General features: G+C 63.5%; 22 protein-coding genes. 1 reads left to right on the top strand and 21 read right to left on the bottom strand.

Features of this window, described 5'->3' with window-relative positions; genetic code table 11:
• Positions 1-57: 57 nt before the first annotated feature.
• The 17 genes from tilS to ybgC form a co-directional block, all read right to left on the bottom strand.
• Positions 58-1,092: a tRNA lysidine(34) synthetase TilS gene (gene tilS, locus BGN91_RS06340; RefSeq protein ID WP_292611532.1), complete on the bottom strand. Its 1,035-nt coding sequence runs from the start codon at positions 1,090-1,092 to the stop codon at positions 58-60.
• 174 nt (positions 1,093-1,266) lie between these two features.
• A complete protein-coding gene (ybgF, locus tag BGN91_RS06335; protein ID WP_292611529.1) occupies positions 1,267-2,220 on the bottom strand; it encodes a tol-pal system protein YbgF in 954 nt (317 codons plus the stop codon).
• Between the two features lie 334 nt (positions 2,221-2,554).
• A complete protein-coding gene (gene pal, locus BGN91_RS06330) occupies positions 2,555-3,052 on the bottom strand; it encodes a peptidoglycan-associated lipoprotein Pal (protein WP_292611527.1) in 498 nt (165 codons plus the stop codon).
• 353 nt (positions 3,053-3,405) lie between these two features.
• Entirely contained in the window at positions 3,406-4,149 is a 744-nt protein-coding gene (locus BGN91_RS06325; protein WP_292611525.1) for a hypothetical protein, read from the bottom strand.
• Between the two features lie 196 nt (positions 4,150-4,345).
• The gene (locus BGN91_RS06320) at positions 4,346-6,673 is read right to left on the bottom strand and encodes an EAL domain-containing protein (protein ID WP_292611534.1); all 2,328 of its coding nucleotides are present in this window, start codon (positions 6,671-6,673) and stop codon (positions 4,346-4,348) included.
• Positions 6,674-6,952: 279 nt separating this feature from the next.
• Positions 6,953-8,335 carry a Tol-Pal system beta propeller repeat protein TolB gene (gene tolB / locus BGN91_RS06315; RefSeq protein WP_292611523.1) on the bottom strand — a complete coding sequence of 461 codons (1,383 nt, stop codon included), beginning with the start codon at positions 8,333-8,335 and terminating at the stop codon, positions 6,953-6,955.
• Positions 8,336-8,381: 46 nt separating this feature from the next.
• Positions 8,382-9,326 (bottom strand): cell envelope integrity protein TolA, encoded by a 945-nt coding sequence (locus BGN91_RS06310; protein WP_292611521.1) that lies wholly within the window; start codon positions 9,324-9,326, stop codon positions 8,382-8,384.
• Between the two features lie 31 nt (positions 9,327-9,357).
• Positions 9,358-9,813, bottom strand: coding sequence for a protein TolR (tolR, locus tag BGN91_RS06305; protein WP_292611519.1), 456 nt, complete (start codon positions 9,811-9,813; stop codon positions 9,358-9,360).
• Between the two features lie 27 nt (positions 9,814-9,840).
• Positions 9,841-10,554, bottom strand: a complete 714-nt coding sequence (tolQ, locus tag BGN91_RS06300; RefSeq protein WP_292611517.1) for a protein TolQ — start codon at positions 10,552-10,554, stop codon at positions 9,841-9,843.
• Positions 10,555-11,044: 490 nt separating this feature from the next.
• Positions 11,045-11,542, bottom strand: coding sequence for a DUF2852 domain-containing protein (locus BGN91_RS06295; RefSeq protein ID WP_292611515.1), 498 nt, complete (start codon positions 11,540-11,542; stop codon positions 11,045-11,047).
• A gap of 267 nt (positions 11,543-11,809) precedes the next feature.
• Entirely contained in the window at positions 11,810-12,538 is a 729-nt protein-coding gene (locus tag BGN91_RS06290; protein WP_292611513.1) for a TetR/AcrR family transcriptional regulator, read from the bottom strand.
• A 155-nt stretch (positions 12,539-12,693) separates the two neighbouring features.
• A complete protein-coding gene (locus tag BGN91_RS06285) occupies positions 12,694-13,113 on the bottom strand; it encodes a YciI family protein (protein ID WP_292611511.1) in 420 nt (139 codons plus the stop codon).
• A 50-nt stretch (positions 13,114-13,163) separates the two neighbouring features.
• Positions 13,164-13,583 (bottom strand): YciI family protein, encoded by a 420-nt coding sequence (locus BGN91_RS06280; protein WP_292611509.1) that lies wholly within the window; start codon positions 13,581-13,583, stop codon positions 13,164-13,166.
• A gap of 595 nt (positions 13,584-14,178) precedes the next feature.
• Positions 14,179-15,456, bottom strand: a complete 1,278-nt coding sequence (locus BGN91_RS06275; RefSeq protein ID WP_292611507.1) for an RNA polymerase sigma factor — start codon at positions 15,454-15,456, stop codon at positions 14,179-14,181.
• On the bottom strand, positions 15,453-15,821 hold the full coding sequence (locus tag BGN91_RS06270) for a YciI family protein (RefSeq protein ID WP_292611504.1): 369 nt from the start codon (positions 15,819-15,821) through the stop codon (positions 15,453-15,455). Before BGN91_RS06270 ends, BGN91_RS06275 begins: the two co-directional genes overlap by 4 nt.
• A 307-nt stretch (positions 15,822-16,128) precedes the next feature.
• Complete coding sequence (locus tag BGN91_RS06265) at positions 16,129-16,602, bottom strand: VOC family protein (RefSeq protein WP_292611502.1); 474 nt, start codon at positions 16,600-16,602, stop codon at positions 16,129-16,131.
• A gap of 145 nt (positions 16,603-16,747) precedes the next feature.
• Positions 16,748-17,197, bottom strand: coding sequence for a tol-pal system-associated acyl-CoA thioesterase (gene ybgC, locus BGN91_RS06260; RefSeq protein ID WP_292611500.1), 450 nt, complete (start codon positions 17,195-17,197; stop codon positions 16,748-16,750).
• 55 nt (positions 17,198-17,252) lie between these two features.
• On the opposite strand from ybgC, the gene BGN91_RS06255 reads away from it, so the two are divergent.
• Entirely contained in the window at positions 17,253-18,500 is a 1,248-nt protein-coding gene (locus BGN91_RS06255) for an FAD-binding domain (protein ID WP_292611498.1), read from the top strand.
• Here BGN91_RS06255 and ruvB read toward each other — a convergent pair.
• The 4 genes from ruvB to mgtE all read right to left on the bottom strand — a co-directional run bounded on the left by ruvB (position 18,497) and on the right by mgtE (position 22,200).
• A complete protein-coding gene (gene ruvB / locus BGN91_RS06250; RefSeq protein ID WP_292611496.1) occupies positions 18,497-19,540 on the bottom strand; it encodes a Holliday junction branch migration DNA helicase RuvB in 1,044 nt (347 codons plus the stop codon). The two genes, BGN91_RS06255 and ruvB, sit on opposite strands and share 4 nt — an antisense overlap.
• Positions 19,537-20,154 (bottom strand): Holliday junction branch migration protein RuvA, encoded by a 618-nt coding sequence (gene ruvA, locus BGN91_RS06245; RefSeq protein ID WP_292611494.1) that lies wholly within the window; start codon positions 20,152-20,154, stop codon positions 19,537-19,539. The genes ruvB and ruvA overlap by 4 nt, the downstream gene beginning before the upstream one ends.
• A complete protein-coding gene (gene ruvC, locus BGN91_RS06240) occupies positions 20,151-20,672 on the bottom strand; it encodes a crossover junction endodeoxyribonuclease RuvC (protein ID WP_292611492.1) in 522 nt (173 codons plus the stop codon). Before ruvC ends, ruvA begins: the two co-directional genes overlap by 4 nt.
• A 160-nt stretch (positions 20,673-20,832) precedes the next feature.
• Positions 20,833-22,200: a magnesium transporter gene (gene mgtE, locus BGN91_RS06235; protein ID WP_292611490.1), complete on the bottom strand. Its 1,368-nt coding sequence runs from the start codon at positions 22,198-22,200 to the stop codon at positions 20,833-20,835.
• Positions 22,201-22,405 lie beyond the last annotated feature (205 nt).

The raw sequence follows: 22,405 nt of genomic DNA, 5'->3' as shown, positions 1-22,405 counted from the left end.
CCGAGCCATTCCGGTCCGGGGAGGCATGATGGTTTTTTCTGTGCAACGGTTAATGCATCAGCGAGTTCGCCGCGGCGGCGCGCGCTCGACGCTGATCCGCTCGGCGGTGAGCGTCACCACCGCCCCCGCCAGCGTCCTTTTCAGCAGAACACGGCGGCCGCTGACGCCATCGCCCGCAGCCGCGCCATCGAGGGCCGACAGCAGGGCCTCCACCTTGCCCAGTTCGGCCGGTCCCTCAGAGCCGGCGCGATCGATCGCCCGCAGCAGCAATCGGACCTTGATCTCCTCGGACAAGGACGCAAAGGCCTTGGCCGAAAAGCCGGGGCGCTGCGCTTCGCGATCCTGCAGCGCCAGATAGCGCTCGGCACCGTCGACCAGGAGTTCCAGCGCGGCATTGGCCCGCGCCAGACGCGAGGCCAGCCGCGCCAGGTTGCGGGGATCGCATCCCTCCTTCGCCAGCGCCGGCATCAGCGCGCGCAGGCGCGGTCGCGTGAAACCGACGTCGCGATTGGTCGGATCCTCCGCATAGCCGATCCCGGCCTTGTCCAGCGTCGCGATCAGCCGCGATTTCGGAACATGCAGGAGTGGTCGGACCAGGATGAAGCCGTCGCGCATGGTTTCGCGCGCCATCGCGGACAGCCCGGCGATACCGCTGCCGCGCGATATCCGCATCAAGACCGTTTCGGCCTGATCGTCCAAAGTATGCGCGGTCAGGACGTGACTCGCGCCATGGGACCGCGCCGCCCTGAACAGCAGCGCGTATCGCGCCGCACGCGCGGCTGCGGGCAGGCCGGTCGCGGGTTTCTTGCCGGTCCAACGCACGGTGCGATGAGAGATGCCGAGAGACTTGGCGAGGCGCTTCACGTTGCGCGCCTCGCCTGCCGCTTCGCGCCGCAGTCCATGATCGACGGTGACAGCGATCAGATCGGGGCCATGCGTCATGGCGCGCCGCCAGCGCGCCGCGAGCCACATCAGAGCCATGGAATCGGGGCCGCCGGATACGGCGAGGACCAACGCACGGGCGGCTTTCCAGTCCGCGAAAAACGGCTTGGCTTCCGTTGCCGAGATCGGCGAGACGTCGTTCTCGATCATGCCGCAATTTAGAGCCTTTCCGCTTCCGATGGAATCAGAAGCGGATGATTTCGGATCGACGATCGGAAATCCTGAACGTGATCGATCCCCGTATTTTGAGCGGACGCGGGCAAAAAGGTGCGTCGGCAAAACCTATCGGACGTTGCAAACGTAAGCGTCTGTGGCCTTGGCTTCTCAGCACTTAACCCGCTTCTGCTCGCGGTCCACCGCCTGCTTCACGCCCGCCGAGGAGCGGGGATATTTGCGCGTGACCTCGCCAAGCGCGGCGCAGGCGGCCTCCTTCTCCTTCAGCGCGGCCAGCGATTGTCCGAGCCGCAGCAAGGCGTCGGCCGCTTTCGCCGAGGTGTCGTATTTGGTGGTGACGCCGAGAAAGGCCTCGGCCGCCTCGCGATATTTCTGGCGCTGGAACAGGCTTTCACCCAACCAGTACTGCGCGTCGCCCGTCAGCGTATCGGACGGGTATTTCTGGGTGAAATTGCGCATGGTCTCCTCGGCCAGCGCATAGTCCTTCCGCTGCATGTAGCCGATGCCGAGGTCGAATTCGTCGCGTGGCGTCGCCGACGGCGGCAGCGTCGTCAGGCCGCCAACAGAGGGCGGAGCGGACTCCGACGCCGGATAGCCCGCACGGCGCGGGCTGGTGTTGGCGAGGTCGAGCGGCGCACCCGCTTCCCGGCCGCCCGGCGAGCCCACGGCTTCTTCCGGCATTGGCATCCGTCCGCCGCCCAGCGCGCGCGGTGCACCCGGCGCGTTTGGATTCCGGCTGGGATCGAAGGCATCGCCGCGATGGCCCTGCGCGGGCACACTGACCGCCTGTTCCTGCGCGACGGGCGCCTGACCTCCCTGCGGATCATAGGCCGGCTGACGGTAGGTCGGAGCCGATTGCGCCGGCGGCGCGGCGGCGACCGCAGGCGGCGCGCCGGCCGGCTGCAACTGCTGCAGCTGTTGTTCGAGCATCCGATTCCGATGTTGCAGTTCCTCGTTCTGTCCGGTCAGCGTTCTGAGCTGATCTTCCAGTTGCTGAATGCGGATCTCAGGGTCGACGTCGTATTGCGCGAATGCAGGTGACGACAGCGCAAGCACCGCGGCAACAGCCGCTGCGCGCGCAAGCATCGGGGCTATGGATGACATTTTGGCCTGACGATTGAAATGAACGTCACATCGAAAGCGCATCCATTGAAAACCCGACTGCGCCGAAAATGTGACCGGGTCCAACACCGGCAGTCACTTTACGACGATCTTCCCAGTCCGTCTCCTGTTTAGATACGTCTTGGAGCCCTTCCGCTTCTGATCGAATCAGAAGCCAGGCTCCATGATTTTGTCTTGATGCGTTTTCTTGCGGCGAACCGGTATTCGTCCTCGGGTCAGGCCCGAGGACATGCCTCGCTCGCAAACGCTATAGACACCGGTCTAAAACAAAACCGGCGCCCGAAGGCGCCGGTTGACATCACAGATGCGCGACACTTCAGGAGCTGGCGTTCAACACCGTGACGGCACGGCGGTTCTGAGACCAGCAGGAGATGTCGTTGCAGACCGCAACCGGACGCTCCTTGCCGTAGGAAATCGTCCGCATCCGACCGGGATCGATGCCGCGCGATGCGAGGAAGGCGCGAACCGTTTGCGCACGGCGGGCGCCGAGCGCGATATTGTATTCGCGGGTGCCGCGTTCGTCGGCATGGCCCTCGATGGTGAAGGAATAGCGAGGATAGGTCTGCAGCCAGCGCGCCTGCTTCTCCAGCGTCGTGATCGCTTGCGGCGACAGGTTGGTCTGGTCGCTTTCGAAGAAGACGCGGTCGCCGACGTTGACCACGAAATCCTGCTGGCTGCCCGGCGTAGCGGCCCCGGCCATGGCGCCGTCCGCACCACCCATGCCGTTCTTGTTGGCGCAGGCCCCCATCGACAGCGCCGCGGCGAGCACGGCGGCCAGCTTCAATCCCCGGAGGATTCGCTTCTGATGTAACATTCCGGAGCCTCCACGCTCACGTTTTCCACTGTCATCCGCTCTACAGGGCGATGGTTAAGCGAACGTTCCGTCAACCTTGATGAGACGTTGCCCGACTGCATCAAATGCCAAGTTTTCCGGAAGAAGCGCCGCGATGGTTAATGAGTTGCAAATGTGGCGCGACGGTGAAGCGGCGTCGGTTTTCGGATCTCAATCCCCTTCCCCATTGGATGCAGGGGAAAACCGCTCACACCTTATCTCACTCCCGCTCGAGCAAATCTGCAGCCGCCATGACACGCATGACGGCGGTAATCCCCGCTCATCGCACGGGAGGCTGTCGTCGTCCCTGCCGAGAGCCGACGCTCAGGCCCGGATCAAAGCTTCGGGGCGATCGAGGCTTGCGCGAACGGAAACCCGGAACCGGGCAGCGCAGGCGTCGCGGCTCCGCTCCTTCGGTCGAACAGCATCCGGCGTTCGAAATAGCTCGAACGCAGATAAGGATAGCGCGTGAAGACCTTTTCGCGCGAGGCCGGAAAATCGACCGCCATCAGGCAAATCGGCTTGATCAGACCCGGGTAAAGACGCGGCGGGCTCAGCGGCTGATGATTGAACAGGCGCGTATAGAATGTTCGGTGCTCGGCGCGGACCGTCGCCAGACCGAGGTCGGCGTGGAAGAAGCTGCATGCGACGAAGCACAGCCGAAGCGTAAGGTATGGCAATTCGGGAAATTGCCCGGCGATTTCCGGATCGGCGACGAAGCGGGTCGGATCGACCATGACCTTGCCCTGGTCGACTTCCGGCTGGAGATAATCCTGAAACACGTCCACCGACGGACAAAGCGGATGTTCCGGCGATGAAATGCTGAGACGGATGGAACTGGCGAGCACGCCGTCCAGATAGACGCCGAAAATCCAGGAGTTCGGCATATCGTCGAAACGATCAGTGATCTTGTGATCGGGATTGGGCTCGATCGCCCCTTCCTTCAGGTAGGCGCGATATCGCAGACGGTAGATGACGTCCCTCTCCGCCCGCGTTTCCATCAGGCGATAGTCGATCCGATCGAGGAGCTGGATGCCGCGATCTGCTGGCTTGGCAATTGTCTGTTGAGCCGAACTCATTGGAACACCCCCGATCCATCTTGAATCCCAGCCGACAATCGAAGGTTAACGCTTTGCTAACTTATTGCAAAGGTAACGAAGCATTAGCGTTAATCCGTACCCTCCTGTCATAATAATACTGTTAATTCGCACCGGTTGCGCCCCGGATCGAATGAGAAGATTCTCATTCGCGGCAGCCAAATTGTAGGAAAAAATTTTAAGCAATCGACCGCGACGGAAGGACCTTCACGTTGTCGTCGCGCTGACGCCGGCCATGGGAGGCATCCAGCAGTTGACGAATACGGGACGCGGAGACCGGCCGGCTGAAGAGATAGCCCTGCGCTTCCGTCACCGTGCCGTCGGCGCTGATGAGTTCGAGCTGCTCGTTGGTCTCGATGCCTTCGACGACGACGGACATGCCGAGATCGGCACTCAGCCGCGCCACGCCGCGCAATAGCGTCAGCGGCCGATCCGTATCGATCCCCTCGAGGAACGAGCGGTCGATCTTGACCTTCTGAAGCGGGAAATTGTGCAGATAGCTGAGGCTCGAATAGCCGGTGCCGAAGTCGTCGAGGGAAATCCTCACGCCGGCCGAGCGCAACTGCGTCAACGCGTCCAGCGTCCACTGGGTATTGCGCAGCAAGGACGATTCCGTGATTTCGATTTCCAGGCGATGCGCCGGAAGACCGGAGACCTCCAGCGCGTAGCGAACCTCGCTCAGGATCTCGCGCTGATGGAACTGCTGCGATGAAAAATTGACGGCGACGCTGACAGCCTCCGGCCATGTCATGCATTCCATGCACGCCTTGCGCAGAATCCAGCGGCCGAGATCGATGATGAGGCCCATCTCCTCCGCCACGGGAATGATGTCCATCGGCGACACCGTTCCGCGCGTGGGATGATTCCAGCGCAGCAGCGCCTCGCAAGCCGTGATCCGTCCCGACCTCAGATTGACCAGCGGCTGATAGAACAGCTCGAACTCCTCGTTGGCCAGCGCCTTGCGCAGGTCCAGCTCAAGAACGCGGCGCGCTTCGACCGTTTCCGCCATCTCGCTGCGGAAGAAGCAGAACGTTCCGCGCCCGCCCGCCTTGGCCCGGTAGAGCGCCATATCGGCGTTCTTGAGAAGATTGTCGGCGGTGGCGCCCGGGGACGTCAGCGCGATGCCGATGCTCGCGCCGATCTCGACAAGGTGACGATCGACCTCGTACCGCTCGGTGAGCCGCTCGACGACGCGGCGGGACAGCGCGGCCGCCTCCTCCGGCGACTGGATGTTTTGCTGGAACACGACGAACTCGTCGCCGCCGAACCGCGCCACGAAATCCTCCGGACGCAGCATTCCGCGGAGCCGGTCGGCGACGATGCACAACAGGCGGTCGCCGCAGGGATGGCCGAGCGTATCGTTGATCTGCTTGAATTGATCGAGATCGATGAACAGCAGCGCCGAGAGCCGCGACTCGCTGTTCGGAGCTGCCAGCAGTCTTTCGATTTCGTCACGGAAGCTGAGCCTGTTGGGCAGCTCCGTCAGCGAATCAAAGCGGGCGAGATGACTGATTCTCGCTTCCGCCTTGCGCCGCTCCGTGATGTCCTCGACGAGAACAACGGTGCCTCCGCAGATCATCGGCTGGAACGTCCACGACAGCGCCCGGCCGTGTTCCGTGTCCGCATCGGCGGTCACGATCGCGCCGGCCTGCGAATTCTCGAGTTCCGAAATGACCGCCCGCCCGTTTTCGGATGACATCGTTCCGGCAGCCACGCATGCCGCGATGACGTCCGCCGCGCCGACGTTGCGATGCACGAAGCCGTCGGCGAGATGCATCATTTCGTTGAAGCGATAGTTCATCACGCCGAGACGGCCGTTGGCGCCGAACATGCACAGGCCATGCGGCATGTTGTTCAGCGCGGTGTCGAACTGGGCGGCGAGCGCCGCTTCGCGTTCGCGCGCGATCAGGGCGCGGACGAAAATCCCCTGCAGCTTCGTGGTAATCCTCTCGAGGCCGAGGAAATACAGCACGGTGAGAAGCGCCATTCCCAGGTAGTAAGGATCGAGGCGCAGCGCCATCGCCCCCGCCATGGGTCCGCAGGTCAGCAAAATCTGCAGATGAAAGATCCACGGTCGCCCGTAGGCGCGCCCGGCGCCGGCCGCCACGTATCCCGTGGTGACCGCGATACAGATCATATGCGCGACCGCGTCGTCGGTCATCAAGAGCGCGACGGCGCACCACGCGCCGAGCGCAATCGCGTAGAGCACCGCTCCGATCTGGTACCGTATCTCCCAGCTCGTTGCCTCCGTCACGGTCAGGTCCGAGCGGCGGCGCTTGTATTTCACCATATCGAAGCTGCGCAGCGCGCCGATCAGAACGAGAGACGCAGCGCAGGGCCACAGCAGATGATTGCCGGTCTTCAACGCGGTCATGGTGGCGGCAATCGCCGCACAAACCGCCCCGGCGAACATCGGCGCCGGATTCTGAAAGAGCGAACCTACGAGTGCCGCATATATCGCTGGCGACATCGTATCGGTATCGCGATGGTGATCGGCCAATTGCATCGGGGGCGCGCGCATCCTTTTTCGGGCGCACAGTGTTACCGAATGCTGGTGAAGCCTTTCTGAGCGAACATCGTTAGCGAGACGTTGAGCCAATCACCGAAAAAACGGGATTTGTCTCCAGAAACAGCAGGCTAGCAGGCCCGTTCAACGGTCATATCGCCCGCTTCGGGAACGCCTTTCGGCGAAATGTTAAGATGAAAAACTCGCTGGCAGGCGATCCGCTCCGCCAGACACATTTAAAGACCTGCGGACCGGCGCTCATGGCTGCCGCGGTCCGGACTATGAAAGCAGGGGCGACCATGCCGGATCGGATGCGAAACCGGGCGTGGGAACCTTCAACTCGTTGCGACCCGAGACATCGATCGTATAGAGCGAGGGGCCACTGTTGCCGCCGGGATCGCGGAAGAACATCAGCACCCGGCCGTTCGGCGCGAAGGTCGGCCCCTCGTTGTGAAATCCCGACGTCAGAATCCGCTCGCCAGAACCATCCGGCTTGATGATGCCGATGGAAAACTGACCGCCACCCTGCTTGGTGAAGGCGATGTAGTCGCCGCGCGGCGACCAGACCGGGGTCGAGTAGGAACCCTCGCCGAAGGAGATGCGCTGCGCAGCGCCGCCGGTCGCCCCCATCACATAGATTTGCGGCTTGCCGCCGCGATCGGACTCGAAGCAGATGCGGCCGCCGTCCGGCGAATAGGACGGCGAGGTGTCGATCGCTGGCGTGTCGGTCAGACGCGTGGTCGACTTGGAGCGAAGATCCATCACGAACAGGTTTGAGTTGCCGCCTTGCTGCAGACTCATGATGATGCGCTGGCCGTCGGGCGCAAAACGCGGCGCGAACGACATGCCCGGAAAGTTGCCGACGATTTCGCGCTGCCCGGTTTCGATGTTGAACAGATAGACCCGCGGATCGCCCTGCCCGAACTCCATGTAGGTGATTTCCTGGGTCGAGGGCGAAAACCGCGGCGTGATCACAAGATCGGCGCCGCGCGTGAGATAGCGCACATTGGCGCCGTCCTGATCCATCAAGGCCAGACGCTTGACGCGGTGCTGCGACGGCCCGCTCTCGTCGACGAACACCACGCGGCTGTCGAAATAACCTTTCTCGCCCGTCAGGCGCTCGTAGATCTGATCCGAGATGATGTGCGCGATCCGCCGCCAATATTCCGGCGACGTGAAATATTGCTGGCCTGCAAGCTGCTGGCCGGTCGCGACGTCCCACAGGCGAAACTCGGCCTTGAGTCGCCCGTCGCCCTGTCGCGTCATGCGCCCGGTCACCAGCGCCTGCGCATTGATGGTCTTCCAGTTGGCGAACTGCGGCGGCACGTCGATATTGGTGATCTTCTCGATATAGGCGGCCTGATCGATCGGCGCGAACAAGCCGCTGCGCTTGAGATTGTTGGTGATGACCTGTGCGACACCGGCGCCGACTTCGCCGTCCGACGGCGAGCCAGCAACGAAATTCGGAATGGCGATCGGGAGCGGCGCGACGTTGCCCTGGTCGATCTGCACCCGCGCCTGCCCGAAGGCCTGGCGGCCGCCCAGCAACATGCCGGCCGAGGCCATGGCGGAAATCATCTGTCGGCGGTTCAGGCGCACGGATATTCCCGGCAATTCAAATCTTTCAATTCCAAATCTTTCAGATCCATGTCTTTCAATCATCAGTGCAGGCTTCTTCCATCTCGGCCAGGTTCGTCGCCGTGGCGCTCTACGACTTTCGCTCAGTGAATACGGGTTCGAAGAATTTCCACTCGTCGAAAAACTGCGCCGGCAGATTGTACGGCTGGCATTCGATGATCGCGCGCAGTGCGCTCTCCTGATAGACACGGAAATAGGGCGTCGACGGGTTGCTGATCGCCGTCGGCGAGGTCTCGAGCGTGCCGTCGCGCTTCAGCCTGATGCTGAACACCGCCTCGGTCATCTGCGCTTCAAGCCCGCCATAGGGTTTTTTCCAGCAGCGTTCGACCTGCGACTTGAACATCGCGCCCCAGGTCGCGGAATTGTCGGCCGACTTGCCATGCGCGAGGCCGAGCGCGGCGTTCGAATTCAGCGTATCGCCGGCTACCGCATGCCGCGTCGGGTCGCGCTTGTCGAGCAGCGCCGCGATTTTCGACTCGTCGAATACGCGCTCGGCCTTCGGCTTTTCGGGCTTGGGCGGCGCAGCCTTGGCCTGCTGTTTCGGCTTGGGCTTCTTGGCTTCTTCCTTCTTCAGCGCTTCCGCGATCGGATCGACCTTCGGCGGATCGGGCTTCTTTTCGATCGGCTTCGGCTCTTCCTTCGGCTTTTTCTCCGCTACCGGCTTGGGCGGATCAGGCTTCTTCTCGACCGGCTTCTCGACAGGCTTCGGCACCGGCGGCGGCGCGGTTTCGGTCACGACCGGCGGCTTCTTGTCGTCGATCTTGCCGACGGTATCGTCGGGCGGCGGCGTGGGATCCGCAACCTTCTCGACCAGCGGCTTGGGGTTTTTCTTCTTGCCGGTTTTCATGCCCGCCGTCACATGCGCGAGCTGATCGGCCGAGATGATGTCGACCGGCAGGGATTCCTCCGGCACCGATTCGAAGGCCTTCGACGAAAACGACACCAGCCCCCACCCGATCACAAGGATGTGCAGGGCAATCGACGCCGCCAGTGTCTTGTCGATCTTGAGCTTCAACCTCGCACCCCGATGATCCTAGTGTGCATACCTAGGATCCCTGCTCCACCTCGGTGACCAGCGCCAGGCGCTTGAACCCGGCGCCCGACAGACGGCCCATCACCCGGGCCACCGTGCCGTAGTCGGCCTTCTTGTCGGCGCGCATGAATATGCGCTCGTCAAATCCGCCACGCGCGTCGGTAATCGCCTTCAATTTCGGGACCAACTCCTCCATGGTAACTGCGGTGTCGTTAATGAAAATCCGACCCTGGGCGTCGACCGATAACTGCAGTGGCGTCTTGTCCTGCTCAAGGCTCTTGGCTTGGGTCTGCGGCAGATCGAGCGGCACGCCCACGGTCAAAAGCGGCGCCGACACCATGAAGATGATCAACAACACCAGCATGACGTCCACCATCGGCGTGACGTTGATCTCCGCCATCGGCTGTGACCGCCGCCGGCCGCGCCGGCCGCCGCCGCCCGAGGAGGCTGCTGCCGGATTCATCGCCATGATGGACCGTCCGTTCTCATGTCGACCTCAAGTCCGCTCGTCGATCTGACGTGACAGGATCGCGGAAAACTCGTCGGCGAAGCCCTCGAGCCGCTGGGCCTGACGATTCACTTCCGCAGTGAATTTATTGTAGAAAATAGTCGCAGGAATGGCGGCGATAAGGCCGATCGCCGTTGCGAACAGCGCTTCGGCGATACCCGGGGCCACCACCGCAAGCGAGGTGTTCTTCGACGCCGCGATCGACTGGAAGCTCGACATGATGCCCCACACGGTGCCGAACAGGCCGACGAAGGGGCCCGCCGACCCGACGGTGGCCAGCACCAGGAGCCGCCGTTCCAGCCGCTCGATCTCGCGCGCGATCGAGACGTTCATCACCTTCTCGATCCGCATCTGAAGTCCGGCGAACGAGCGGGCCTGGCTTTCGAAAGAGCGTTTCCACTCGCGCATCGCCGCCACAAAACAGGCGGCCATCGACTGCGTCGGCTTGGACGACAGCGCCCGGTACAGGTCCTCGATCGATTCTCCCGACCAGAAGGCCTGCTCGAATCGATCCATGGCGCGCTTGGTGCGGGCGTAGAGAAACATCTTGTCGATCGCGATCGCCCATACCCACACCGAACAGCCGAGCAGGCCGAGCATCACCGCCTTCACGATCCAGTGAGCATGGAAGAAAAGCGTAATCAGCGACACGTCGGCTGAGGCTATGGGCAAGGCTGACTGGGCCACGTCGGCCGGATTCATAAGCGGTGTCCTCTCAACCAAGATTCCCTATCGACCCCGGGGCGGCTCCGCCGCCGGTTCTGCAGCCACGCAGCACGCGCGGCGAAAAGCGCCAACGCAAAAGCCGGTTGAGTCACATGGGGGGCCCGTCCAAAGCCGGGCCTTGCATCCCCTGCCAACGTGTCAAAACGAGGGCTATCGGCGCGTCTTCACGCCTGTAACCAGACGCTAATCTTGGTTAAAATCGGGTTACCGGGGATGAATCAGGGTCGCGGAATCGGTTCCTCCTCCGGCCCTTGCGCATCACCGGGGCTGAACCCGACCGATGGAGTGGCCGACCGCCTCGCACGGCTGTTCCGGTATCGCTGAGATCACCGATCAACGCCCCACCGGATCGCCGGGATTGCAACGCGGCGTTGGCGCAAACAAAACCGCCCGCCTGTCGGACAGGCGGGCGGTCATGCGTCGGATTGTCGGCGCGCAGTTGGCGCTCTTGATCTGCGGGTCTCGATTACTGACCCTGGGTCTGATCGTTCGGCGGCGTCGGACGGGTACGATGCTGCGCCATGAACGCATCGAACTCTTCCTTGTCCTTGGCGTGGCGCAACCGCTCGAGGAAATCCTTGAATTCCTTTTGCTCCTCCTCGAGCCGCCGCAGCGTCTCCATGCGATACTCATCAAAAGCGCGGTTGCCGCTGGAGGGCGCACCGAAGCCGGGGAAGCCGAAGCCCCTGCGCTCCATGTGATCGCGCATCCGATCCATCTTGGACTGCATCCGCTGCATCTTGTTTTCAAAATGATCGTTGCTCCAGCAACCCATCTTTCTGCTCCCGAGTGTGAAGAAGAGAATCGCGAGACCGATCGGCCACCACACCATGAAACCCAGCACGATCAGGACGATCCGAAGCGGATGCCAGGGCGCACCCATGAAGCGGGTGGAGGGATAGCAACCTTGGCCCTGCATGTGGTTAGGGCCGTTCCAGCGATCGTAGTCAGCGGTTTGGGCCATGGCCTTCTCCATAACGGCATCTCGCCGCGTGAATGTAAATAACATTTACATAAGTAGACCATTAAGGGATTTTGTCAAGCGCGGGATTGCCCGCAAAATAGGGCTTTCATGGCAGTCGGGTTCCCGATTGTGACGACTCGTCACATTGGCCGCCGGCGTGATTGGAGATCGACCCAAGACGAAAAGACGATCCGCCAGAAGGCGTTGGACGTCGTCGCGCTTGCGGCGAGCGATCAGATCGGCGGTGCGGATGGACGCGCTCCCGACTCAGGTCGCGGATTTGTGACCCCACGGTCCCCGCCGCGGCGCGGCTTCGGCCGCAGATTCAGACCCGGTCGCGCTATCCGATGGCTTGCGCTCGGCGGGAAAGCCGAGCCCGCGCAGATAAATCAGCACGCCGGCTTCGAGCAGGTCTTCGGCGGACATCGGCAGCTTGCGTCGCGCCGCATCGCCGCGGCCGAACAAGGAGGCGATGCCGTGCGACATCGACCAGATGTGCAGCGCCATCATCAGTGCCGGCGGTCGCGCGACGCCGGGAGGCGTCAATGCGGCCAACCGTTCCGCGGCGGCGCGGATGATGCCGAAAGCGCGCTCGCTCGCAGCCGACAGCATCGGATTGACGTCGATCGGCACCCCGGATTCGAACATCGCCGAATAATATGCGGGCTCGTTGCGGGCGAAGGCGAGATAGGCCCGGCCGACGCGCTCGAAAGCGGTGACGGTATCGGGGCGGCCGTCATCCCAGGCCCTGGTCAGTTCCGCCTCGAACTGCTCGAAGCCGCGCTGCGCGATGCTCGCCAGCAGCTCATCGCGGTCGCGGAAATGCCGGTAGGGCGCGGCAGGGCTGACGCCGGCCGACCGCGCGGCATCGGCGAAGGTGAAACCGGCCGGTCCCTTTTCAGCGATCAGGCCGAGCGCCGCCTGCAGCAGCGCTTCCTTCAGGTTGCCGTGATGATAGCCGCGCTCGGGGCGGCGATGGTCCTTGCGCCAGCTCATGTGAATGGTTCTTACATGAGCCCCGGCGAAACGCTACTCGTTTCGTCTGCTCGCGGTCGGATGGCCCGCTGAAATTCGGGGTCATATCGGCCCGCGAATGCGTTAGGGCGAACCCAAGGCAGTCTCCGGGTGGCCAAACCTCGGCCGTTCCGACGTTAACCCTTGCTGGGGTTGCCCTGCATCGTCTCGAATCCCGCGGCGGCTTCCTGCACGTCTGCGGGAAAGTCGGCCATCTCCTGCACCTGCCGGATTTCGATGATCTCATTGTCGGAGGCCGGGCAACGCTTCGCCCAGGCGATCGCCTCGTCGCGCGAGGCAACGTCGATCATCCAGTAGCCGCCGAGCACGTCCTTGGCTTCGGTGAACGGACCGTCGGTCACGAGCGGCTTGCCGCCGGCGAACGAAACCCGCGCACCCATCGACGGCGGATGGAGGCCATCGAGCGTGATCAGCACGCCGGCGGCCATGAGGTCCTGATTGTATTTCATCATCGCTGCGACCGCCTTCGCATCCGGCATAGTCCCCGGCGCCGCTGTTTCATAGCCTTTTGGAATCATCAGCATCATGAACCGCATGGGCGTTCCTCGTGTGTTAGAAAAATCAAATGGAATTCCGTCAAGCGGTACTAGCGCCGCACGGCGACCTTGGCGCGCAGTCGTTCCGCTAACCCGCGCAATTCCGGCGTGGGCGCCTCGCCGAAATCCTCCGCTTCGAACACCTGACGCAGTTCGAGTTCATCGCCGGGCGAAAACGGCGCGCGCTTCATCCAGGCAATCGCCTCATCGCGCGAAGCGGTTTCAATCAGCCAGAAGCCGCAGACCAGTTCGCCGGTGGCGGCGAACGGTCCGTCGACGACATCCGCGCCTTTATCGGAGAAGCGAATCCGCGCGCCTTTCGCGCTCGGATGCAGCCCTTCGCCGGAGAGCATCACGCCCGCCTTCGCCATCTCCTCGTTGAAGCGACCCATCGCGGCCAGCATCGTCTCGCTCGGCATCACGCCCGCCTCGGTGTCCTTCGTCGCCTTCACCATCACCATGAAACGCATTGTGATCCTCCATCGATCCGACCGGATCGTACCGGCTCTGCAATGAAGACGGGCGAGCCACAGCCTCTCCGACATGTCCGGCAAAAATTTTCGACGGGCGCGCTGAAGCGCCCATGACAACGCAACGCGCACTCCGTCACAAACAAATTCTTGCCGCATTGCTTGATCACGCTTGCGTCATTGCTTCGTCCGCGGGGACACGAATGCGGGCGCAGCAATTCCAAGGGGCGTTCCGCGTAAACATCGATTCAGTTTTGACTCGCGCGCAAGCGCCGCGATGAGTCATGCCCGAACCGCACTGGCCAAAGCCCGGAGCGGGATGACGTGTAACGGTTTTCAACCCGCATCCCGCTCTGGAATACCGGAAACGATCACGCTCATGATCTGGGATCGAGTCGATCCAAGATCATTGTGTGATCTGCTGGATTCGCTTCGCGCGCCTGGGTCGACGGGGTTGCGAACGTCAATCCACTCCACGACCTGGGGAGGACATCATGACCGATGCCACAAAGCGGACGGCTCCCGGCGCGCTCGCAGACATGTTCGCGCATGTCATGGCGGTGACGGCGCTGCTGGTGATTGCCGCCTTCCTCTTCTATGTGAAATAGCCCTGCGGCCCTCTGGCGGCGCCGTCTTTCATCAGCCGATCGAGATGCATGCGGATATGCGCCGCCTCCGCCGTGGTATTGGCGAGCGCGATGGCGCGGTCGAATGCGACGCGGGCCTCGTCATTGCGGCCAAGTTGCATCAGAAAGGCGCCTTGGACGCCGAAAAAATGGAAATAGCCGGCAAGCCGCGATTCCAACGGCGCAATCAGCGCAAGCGCGGCTTCCGGTCCCTCGACCTTGGAGAGGGCAACGCTGCGGTTGAGCGTTACCACCGGCGACGGCTGCAATTGCTCCAGCGTTGCGTACAGAAGATCGATCTGGCGCCAGTCGGTATCCTCCGGCTTTGGCGCGCTCGCATGCAGCGCCGCGATCGCCGCCTGCACCTGATAGGGGCCTGAGCGACGATGGCGCATCGCCTTGTCGATCAGCGCCGCGCCCTCCGCGATCATCGTCCTGTTCCACAGGCTGCGGTCCTGATCGTCCAGCAGGATGATCGTGCCGCTCGAATCGAACCGCGCCGGGGCGCGCGCATGCTGCAACAGCAACAGCGCCGTCAGACCCATGATTTCCGGCTCGTTCTGAAACAGCCGCAGCAGCAGCCGCGCCAGCCGGATCGCCTCCTCGCACAACGGCGCGCGGATCTCCGAGGTGTCGCCGCTCGCGGAATAGCCTTCGTTGAAGACGAGATAGATCATGGCGGCGACCACCCCGAGCCGCTCGCTGCGCTCAACGGCGCCGGGCGTCTCGAACGCAACGCCGGCCTTCGCCACCGCGGCCTTGGCGCGGGTGATGCGCTGCTCCATCGCGGCTTCGCTGACAAGAAATGCACGCGCGATCTGCTTCACCGTCAGACCCGACACGATCCGCAGCGCCAGCGCGATCTGCTGTGTCGCCGGCAAATCGGGATGGCAGCAGATAAAGAGCAGGCGAAGGATGTCGTCGCGGTAGTGCGAGCCGTCGAGCCGCTCGGCAACCTCGCTTTCGGCATCGCCGAGGTCGGAAATCGCCGCCTCTTCGTCCGGCAGCGCCTGCTGCCTGCCGCGCCGCCGCACCTCGTCGAGCGCGGCGTTGCGTCCGACCAGGATCAGCCATGCCGCCGGATCGCGTGGCGGACCGTTTTCCGGCCAGGTCTTGAGTGCGCGCAGGCAGGCGTTCTGATAGGCTTCCTCGGCGGTGTCGAGATCGCGGAAATAGCGCAAGAGCGCACTGAGCGCCTGGGGACGCGCCGCCGTGAGAGCCGCATCGATCCAGGCGACATCGGTCACGCCACGACGCCTCCGGCATCGAACAGTCCGACGGGGCGGATTTCATAGGATCCGCCCGGATTGGCGTCGCCGAGTTCCTGCGCGGTTTCCAGCGCGTCCTCGAGATTCTTGCAGTCGATCACATAAAAGCCGAGCAACTGCTCCTTGGTCTCCGCGAACGGTCCGTCGACGATCAGCGGCGGATTCTCCTTGCGCAGCGTGGTCGCTGCCGTGGTCGGCAGCAGCCGCGCCACCGGACCGAGCCGGCCCTGTTTGCGCAGCCTGTCCTGCACCACCGCGAGCTTCCGCATCACGGCGGCGTCATGTTCCTTGCTCCAGGAGCCGACGACGTCCTCGTTGTTGTAGCAAAGTATGGCGTAGAGCATACGAACGAATCCTCCCCTCGCTTTCCAGGACGAACCAGTATGCTCAATGCCGACAGGGTGGCCCACTAAATTTCGGCGACGGGAATCGACCGTCAGGCCCCGCGCAGGACGGCATCCCGCGTTCCGTTTGCCAGATATCAATATCCTGGGATGGCGTTCACTGGATCGTCCGCTCAAGCCGGACGAATGACGGGGGAGGATTATTTTTCGAGGCCGTAAGCGCGGCGCCAACGCCAGAGGCACGACAGGGATTATGAATTTCGGAGCGATGCAAAACATCGCCCCGAAATGCCACAAAAGAAAGCTGCTAACCGTTCGCAGCCGCCTCGATGTCGGCGATGACGATCTTTTTCATCTTCAGCATCGCCTTCATGGCGCGGCTGGCCCTGGCGCGATCCGGGTCCTGCAACAGGCGCGGCATCATCTCGGGCACCACCTGCCATGACACGCCGAACCTGTCCTTGAGCCAGCCTCCCTTGAGCGGGCCGCCGCCACCGGCGGTGAGCTTGTTCCAGTAGTAGTCGATCTCATCCTGCGACTTGCAGCCGATGCTGAACGAGGTCGCTTCGCTGAACTGGAAATGCGGGCCGCCGTTCAACGCCAGGAAGCGGGTGCCGTCGAGCTCGAACTCCACGGTCAGCACCGTGCCGGCCGGCTTCGAGCTGCCTTCGCCGTAATGCGTCGTCTCGACGATCTTCGAATTGTCGAACACCGACACGTAGAACTTCGCGGCTTCTTCGGCCTGCGAGTCGAACCAAAGGAACGGAGTGATCTTGGGCATGGCGCGCTCCAGTCATTGCGTGCGAGTTGATGCATGCGAGGCAACTCGCCAGCAAACGGCGAGTTCCGGCGGACGTGACGCGTAACGCGCTCCGCGCTTCAGCGCGGCACGGACAATGTGATTTTAGGAACGTGATCGGCGGTGATCAGATTTGATCGGCCTTCATAGCCAACCGCAGCGCCTTCGGTATCGGCCTTGCCTGCCCTGCGGAAACGAACGCCACCTTCACCCTGGCGTCCAGCAGCAGCGTGTCGTCCCGCCTCACCTCCTGATGCAGCGTGATCGAGGCGCCGCGCACCTCCAGCGGCCGCGTCACGATGTCGAGCACCTCGTCCATATGCGCAGGCTTGAGAAACTCGATCTGCATCGAGCGGACCACGAAAGCAAAACCCGGCGCCTCGCTTTCGGCCTCGTCGAACAGCGCGCGCTGATCGGCGCCGAGCAGGCGCAGGTAGTTGCTGCGCCCGCGCTCCATGAAACGCAGATAGTTGGCGTGATAGACGAGGCCGGTGAAATCGGTGTCCTCGTAATACACGCGAATTTGCATATAGTGCTTGCCGCCGCGGACGTGTCCATCGAGTCCAAAATGTTCCATATTCGACTGCCAGTATCCTGAGCTGGAGCTGTCGCTTTGCATTCAATCGGGATCGATGCAAGACACGAGCCGACCTATCGTACTGATTTCAGGCGCCGGCGTCGCCGGACCGGCGCTTGCGTTCTGGCTCGAACGTTGCGGTATCGAGCCTGTTCTGATCGAAACTGCTCCGACGCTGCGCACCGACGGCTACATGATCGATTTCTGGGGCGTCGGCTACGACGTCGCGGAAATCATGGGCCTCCTGCCGCAGCTGAAGCGCCTGAGCTACGACATGTCCGAGGTGCGTTTCGTCGATGACGCAGGCAGGACGGCCGGAGGTTTCAGCGCCGACCTCCTCCGGAGCGCCGTCGGCGGACGTTATTTCAGCATTCCTCGCAGCGATCTGGCAGGCGAGATCTACCGCTCTCTTGAAGGTCGGGTTGAAACGATCTTCGGTGACTCGATCACGTCGATCGAACAGGATGACGCGGCGGTCCGTGTCACCTTTCACCATGCCGCTCCGAGGCAGGTCGATCTCGTGATCGGCGCCGATGGCCTGCATTCCAGGGTACGACAACTAGTGTTTGGCCCGGAGGCCGACTTTGAGAAGTATCTCGGATATTACGTCGCATCGTTTACGGTCGAGGGCTATCCGCATCGCGACGAAGGCGATTTCGTCAGCTATGGCGTGCCCGGCCGACAGATCGCACGCTACGCGCTTCGCGGCAATCGCACCGCCTTCTTCTTCAACTGGGCGGAGGATCGCAAGCTACCCTTCGATCACCGCGATGTCGTCGCCCAGAAGGAGTTGCTGGCGCAGCGCTTCGGCGGCGCCGGCTGGGAAACTGATGCCATTCTCGCGATGCTGCCTTCCTGCAGCGATCTCTATTTCGACTCGGTCAGCCAGATTCGGATGGACCGGTGGTCGACGGGACGCGTTGCGCTGCTGGGCGATGCCGCCTTCTGTCCTTCGCTGCTCGCCGGTCAGGGGACCGCCTTTGCCATGATTGCCGCCTATGTTCTGGCCGGCGAACTTGATCGCGCTCATGGCGATTTTGCGCGTGCCTTCAAGAACTATGACACCACATTGCGCACATTCATCGAGAGCAAACAGCAGTCCGCATCACGATTCGGTAGCTGGCTCGTGCCCAGGACCAAAGGGGGCCTTTTCCTGCGCAATCAGGTCACGCGCCTGATGTCGCTGCCGTTTGTCGGGGACTGGATGATGCGAAGCGCGTTCTCGGACAACTTCACATTGCCGGGTTATCGGATCGGCAGGGCCGCTCCCAACGCGTCCGCGGGGCAAGGCGCGGCGTCTTAATCCTCTTCGCCACCGAACAGGCCGAATTGCGCCGGATCGCGCGAGGGCTCAGTTAGGCCGAGATGGCGGAACGCGTGCGAGGTGAGCAGCCGTCCGCGCGGTGTGCGCTGCAGGTAGCCGCACTGGATCAGATACGGCTCGATGATGTCCTCGATGGCGTCGCGCGGCTCCGATAGCGCCGCCGCCATGGTTTCCACACCCACAGGTCCGCCGCCGTAGTTCAGCGCGATGGTCGAGAGATAGCGGCGGTCCATCGCGTCGAGCCCCGCCGCATCGACTTCCAGCGCGCCGAGCGCGTGGTCGGCGATCTTGCGATCGATGGCGGAAGCATCGGCGGCGGACGCGAAATCGCGCACCCGCCGCAACAGCAGGCCGGCGATGCGCGGGGTGCCGCGCGCGAGGCGGGCGATCTCATTGGCGCCGTCCTCTGCCATGCCGACGCCGAGCACCCGCGCGCCGCGGCTGACGATCTTCTCCAGCTCATCGATGGTGTAGAAATTCAGCCGCACCGGAATCCCGAAGCGGTCGCGTAGCGGATTGGTCAAGAGTCCCGCGCGCGTGGTGGCGCCGACCAGCGTGAACTTCGCCAGCTCGATCTTGACCGAGCGCGCCGCAGGACCTTCGCCGATGATAAGATCGAGCTGGAAATCCTCCATCGCTGGATAGAGCACCTCCTCCACCGCCGGCGAGAGACGATGAATCTCGTCGATGAACAGCACGTCGCGTTCTTCGAGGTTGGTGAGCAGTGCGGCGAGATCACCGGCCTTGGCGATCACCGGGCCCGAAGTGGCGCGAAAGCCGACGCCGAGTTCGCGCGCCACGATCTGCGCCAGCGTGGTCTTGCCGAGGCCGGGCGGACCCACGAACAACACATGATCGAGCGCCTCTTTTCGTTTGCGGGCGGCATCGATGAAGATCTGCAGGTTGGCTCTGGCCTGCGCCTGGCCGACAAACTCGGCCAGCTTTTGCGGCCGCAGCGCGGTGTCGCCGACATCGTCGGCGCGGCGCTCGGGCGTGACGATGCGGGATGCCTCATTCACTTCGCCAGCTCCTTCAAGCCCAGCCGGATCAGTTGCGCGGTCTCCGCGGTTTCGCCGGCGCTACGCGAGGCGCTCGCGATCGCAGCAGCCGCCTGCGGCTGGCCGTAGCCGAGATTGACCAGCGCCGAGATCGCGTCCGCCACCGGGCGCGGGGCGCGGGCGTCGTCGATCGCGCCGGCGAGATGCACAACGGCGGGATCGACATTGGCGAAGGACGGCGCCTTGTCCTTCAGCTCAGTCACGATGCGTTCGGCGACCTTCGGGCCGACGCCGGGCGTGCGCGCCACCGCCGCCTTGTCGCGCAGCGCGATGGCGTTGGCGAGATCGGCCGGCGACAGCGTGCCGAGCACCGCGAGCGCCACCCGCGCACCGACCCCCTGCACGGTTTGTAGAAGGCGAAACCATTCGCGCTCGTGATCGGTGCGGAATCCGAACAGCTTGATCTGGTCCTCGCGCACATAGGTCTCGATCGACAGCACCGCCGCCTCGCCCGGCGACGGCAGCGCCTGCAGCGTGCGCGAGGCGCAATGCACCTGATAGCCGACGCCGCCGACGTCGACGATGACGTAATCCTCGCCATAGGAGTCAATGAGGCCTTTCAGTTTGCCTATCATCCCGCCACCTTGATCCGCGCAGCCAGCGCCGCCGCGCGGCCCCGGTGATGCGCGTGGGTGATGGCGATGGCGAGCGCGTCGGCGGCGTCGGCGCTCTTCGGGTCGGCCTTCGGCAGCAGGATTTTCAGCATCGCCTGAATCTGGGTCTTGTCGGCATGGCCCGCGCCGACCACGGTCTTCTTCACCTGGTTGGGCGCGTATTCCGCCACCGCGATACCGAACATTGCCGGCGCCAGCATGGCGACGCCGCGCGCCTGCCCGAGCTTCAGCGTCGCGACGCCGTCCTTGTTGACGAAGGTCTGCTCGATCGCCGCTTCCGCCGGGCGGAACCGGTCGAGGATCCGGCCGAGCCCTTCATGGATTGCCAGCAGCCGGCTCGCCAGCGCCTCCCCCTCGCGCGTCTCCACCGAACCGCAGCCGACGAACATCAGCCGGTTGCCGTCGATGTCGAGCACGCCCCAGCCGGTGCGGCGAAGGCCCGGGTCGATGCCCAGAATGCGAATCGGTGAGGAAATCATGACCCATGTTACCGCAACCGCCCCGCCGCGTCCGCCCCGGGAAGGGCCACCGCGGGGGCCGGATTTATTCCGGCCATCCACGTCTTCTTGCTGCTATATCCAGACAAAGACGTGGATGCTCGGGACATGCCCGAGCATGACGGGTGGAAAGCGTCTGCATTTACAACAGCGTCCCGCTGAGGATCAGCAGCGCGACGCTGAAATAGATCATCAAGCCGGTGACGTCGACCAGCGTGGCGACGAACGGCGCGGAAGCGCTGGCGGGGTCGAACCCCGCCCGTTGCAGGATGAACGGCAGCATCGAGCCCGCCACCGAGCCGAATGTCACCACTCCGATCAGCGCGGCCGCGACCGTGACGGCGACCAGTACCCAATGTTCGCCGTAATCGAAGATGCCGAGCTTCTGCCAGACCACCACGCGGACGACGCCGATCGCGCCGAGAATGGCGCCGAGAATCAGTCCCGTCGGCAGTTCGCGCAGAGCCACGCGCCACCAGTCGCCGAGCCTGACCTCCCGCAGCGCCAGCGCGCGGATCAGGAGCGAGGTCGCCTGCGAACCGGAATTGCCGCCCGAACTCATGATCAGCGGAATGAACAGCGTCAGCACGATGGCCTTTTCCAGTTCGCCCTCGAAGTGCTGCATGGCGCTCGCGGTCAGCATCTCACCGAGAAACAGCACGCAGAGCCAGCCGCCGCGTTTGCGGATCATGCCCGGCAGCCCGACCTGCAGGTAAGGCTCGTCGGTCGCCGCCATGCCGCCGAACTTCTGCGCGTCCTCGGTATTTTCCTCGATGATGGCGTCGATGATGTCGTCGACCGTGACGATGCCGAGCACGTGCCCGGCCTTGTCGACGACGGGCACCGCCAGCAGGTCGTGCCGCGTGATCAGCCGCGCCACGTCCTCGCGGTCCGTCAGCGGAGAGGTGGTAATCGGCGAGCGCGCCAGATCGGAGATCCTGGCCAGAGGCGCGCCGGCGACCAGCCGCCGCAGCGACACCGCGCCGACCAGGCGGCGGGTGAAGGCGTCCAGCACGTAAATGGCGTAGACCGTCTCGCGGGTGCGCTCGACCTGCCGGATGTGCTGCAAGGTGCGCTCCACGGTCCAGGTCGCGGGCACGCTGACGAACTCGGTCGTCATCATCGCGCCCGCTGTATTCTCCGGATAGGCGAGCAGGCCCTCGATGGTCGTGCGCGTCGCCGCGTCCAGCCCCTGCATCAGCTCGTTGCGAACCGGCTCCTCGAGTTGCTGCACGATGTCGGCGGCCATGTCGGCCGACATGCCGGCGAGCAGCACGGTCGCGGTCCGTCGCGGCAGCGCCTCGACGATCTCGGGGCCGAAATTCAGCTCCGGCTTGTCGAGAATCTCGACCGAGGTATCGACCGGCAGCAACACCAGCACCGCGGCAGCGTCCTGCGGTGCGAGCTGATTGAGAATTTCGACGTTGTCCGCGACATGGCCGTCGCTCAGCCGCGAAGCCAGCGCGAACACATCGAGGTCACCATCCGTGGCGGTGGGGGTATCCGTCATAGCTCACCTTCGGGGTCTGCCGGCAACGGCAGGCCTTGTGAGCTCATCAAGCTCTCAGACCGGCGCCGCTGTCGGCGAGGTACCTGGCGAGGTACCTCGCAAGTTACCAGGACTGTCGCTTGGCATAATGTTGGGTGTTCCAGTGATGGGCGCACGACCGAGGCCGCAGCATCCCGCTTTTGTTGACATGATCCTTCGGCCGGAC

The organism is Nitrobacter sp. 62-13 (genome assembly GCF_001896955.1).
GTDB lineage: Bacteria > Pseudomonadota > Alphaproteobacteria > Rhizobiales > Xanthobacteraceae > Nitrobacter.
The sequence above is the reverse complement of the archived record's forward strand: the minus strand, read 5'-3'. Positions and strand labels throughout refer to the sequence as shown.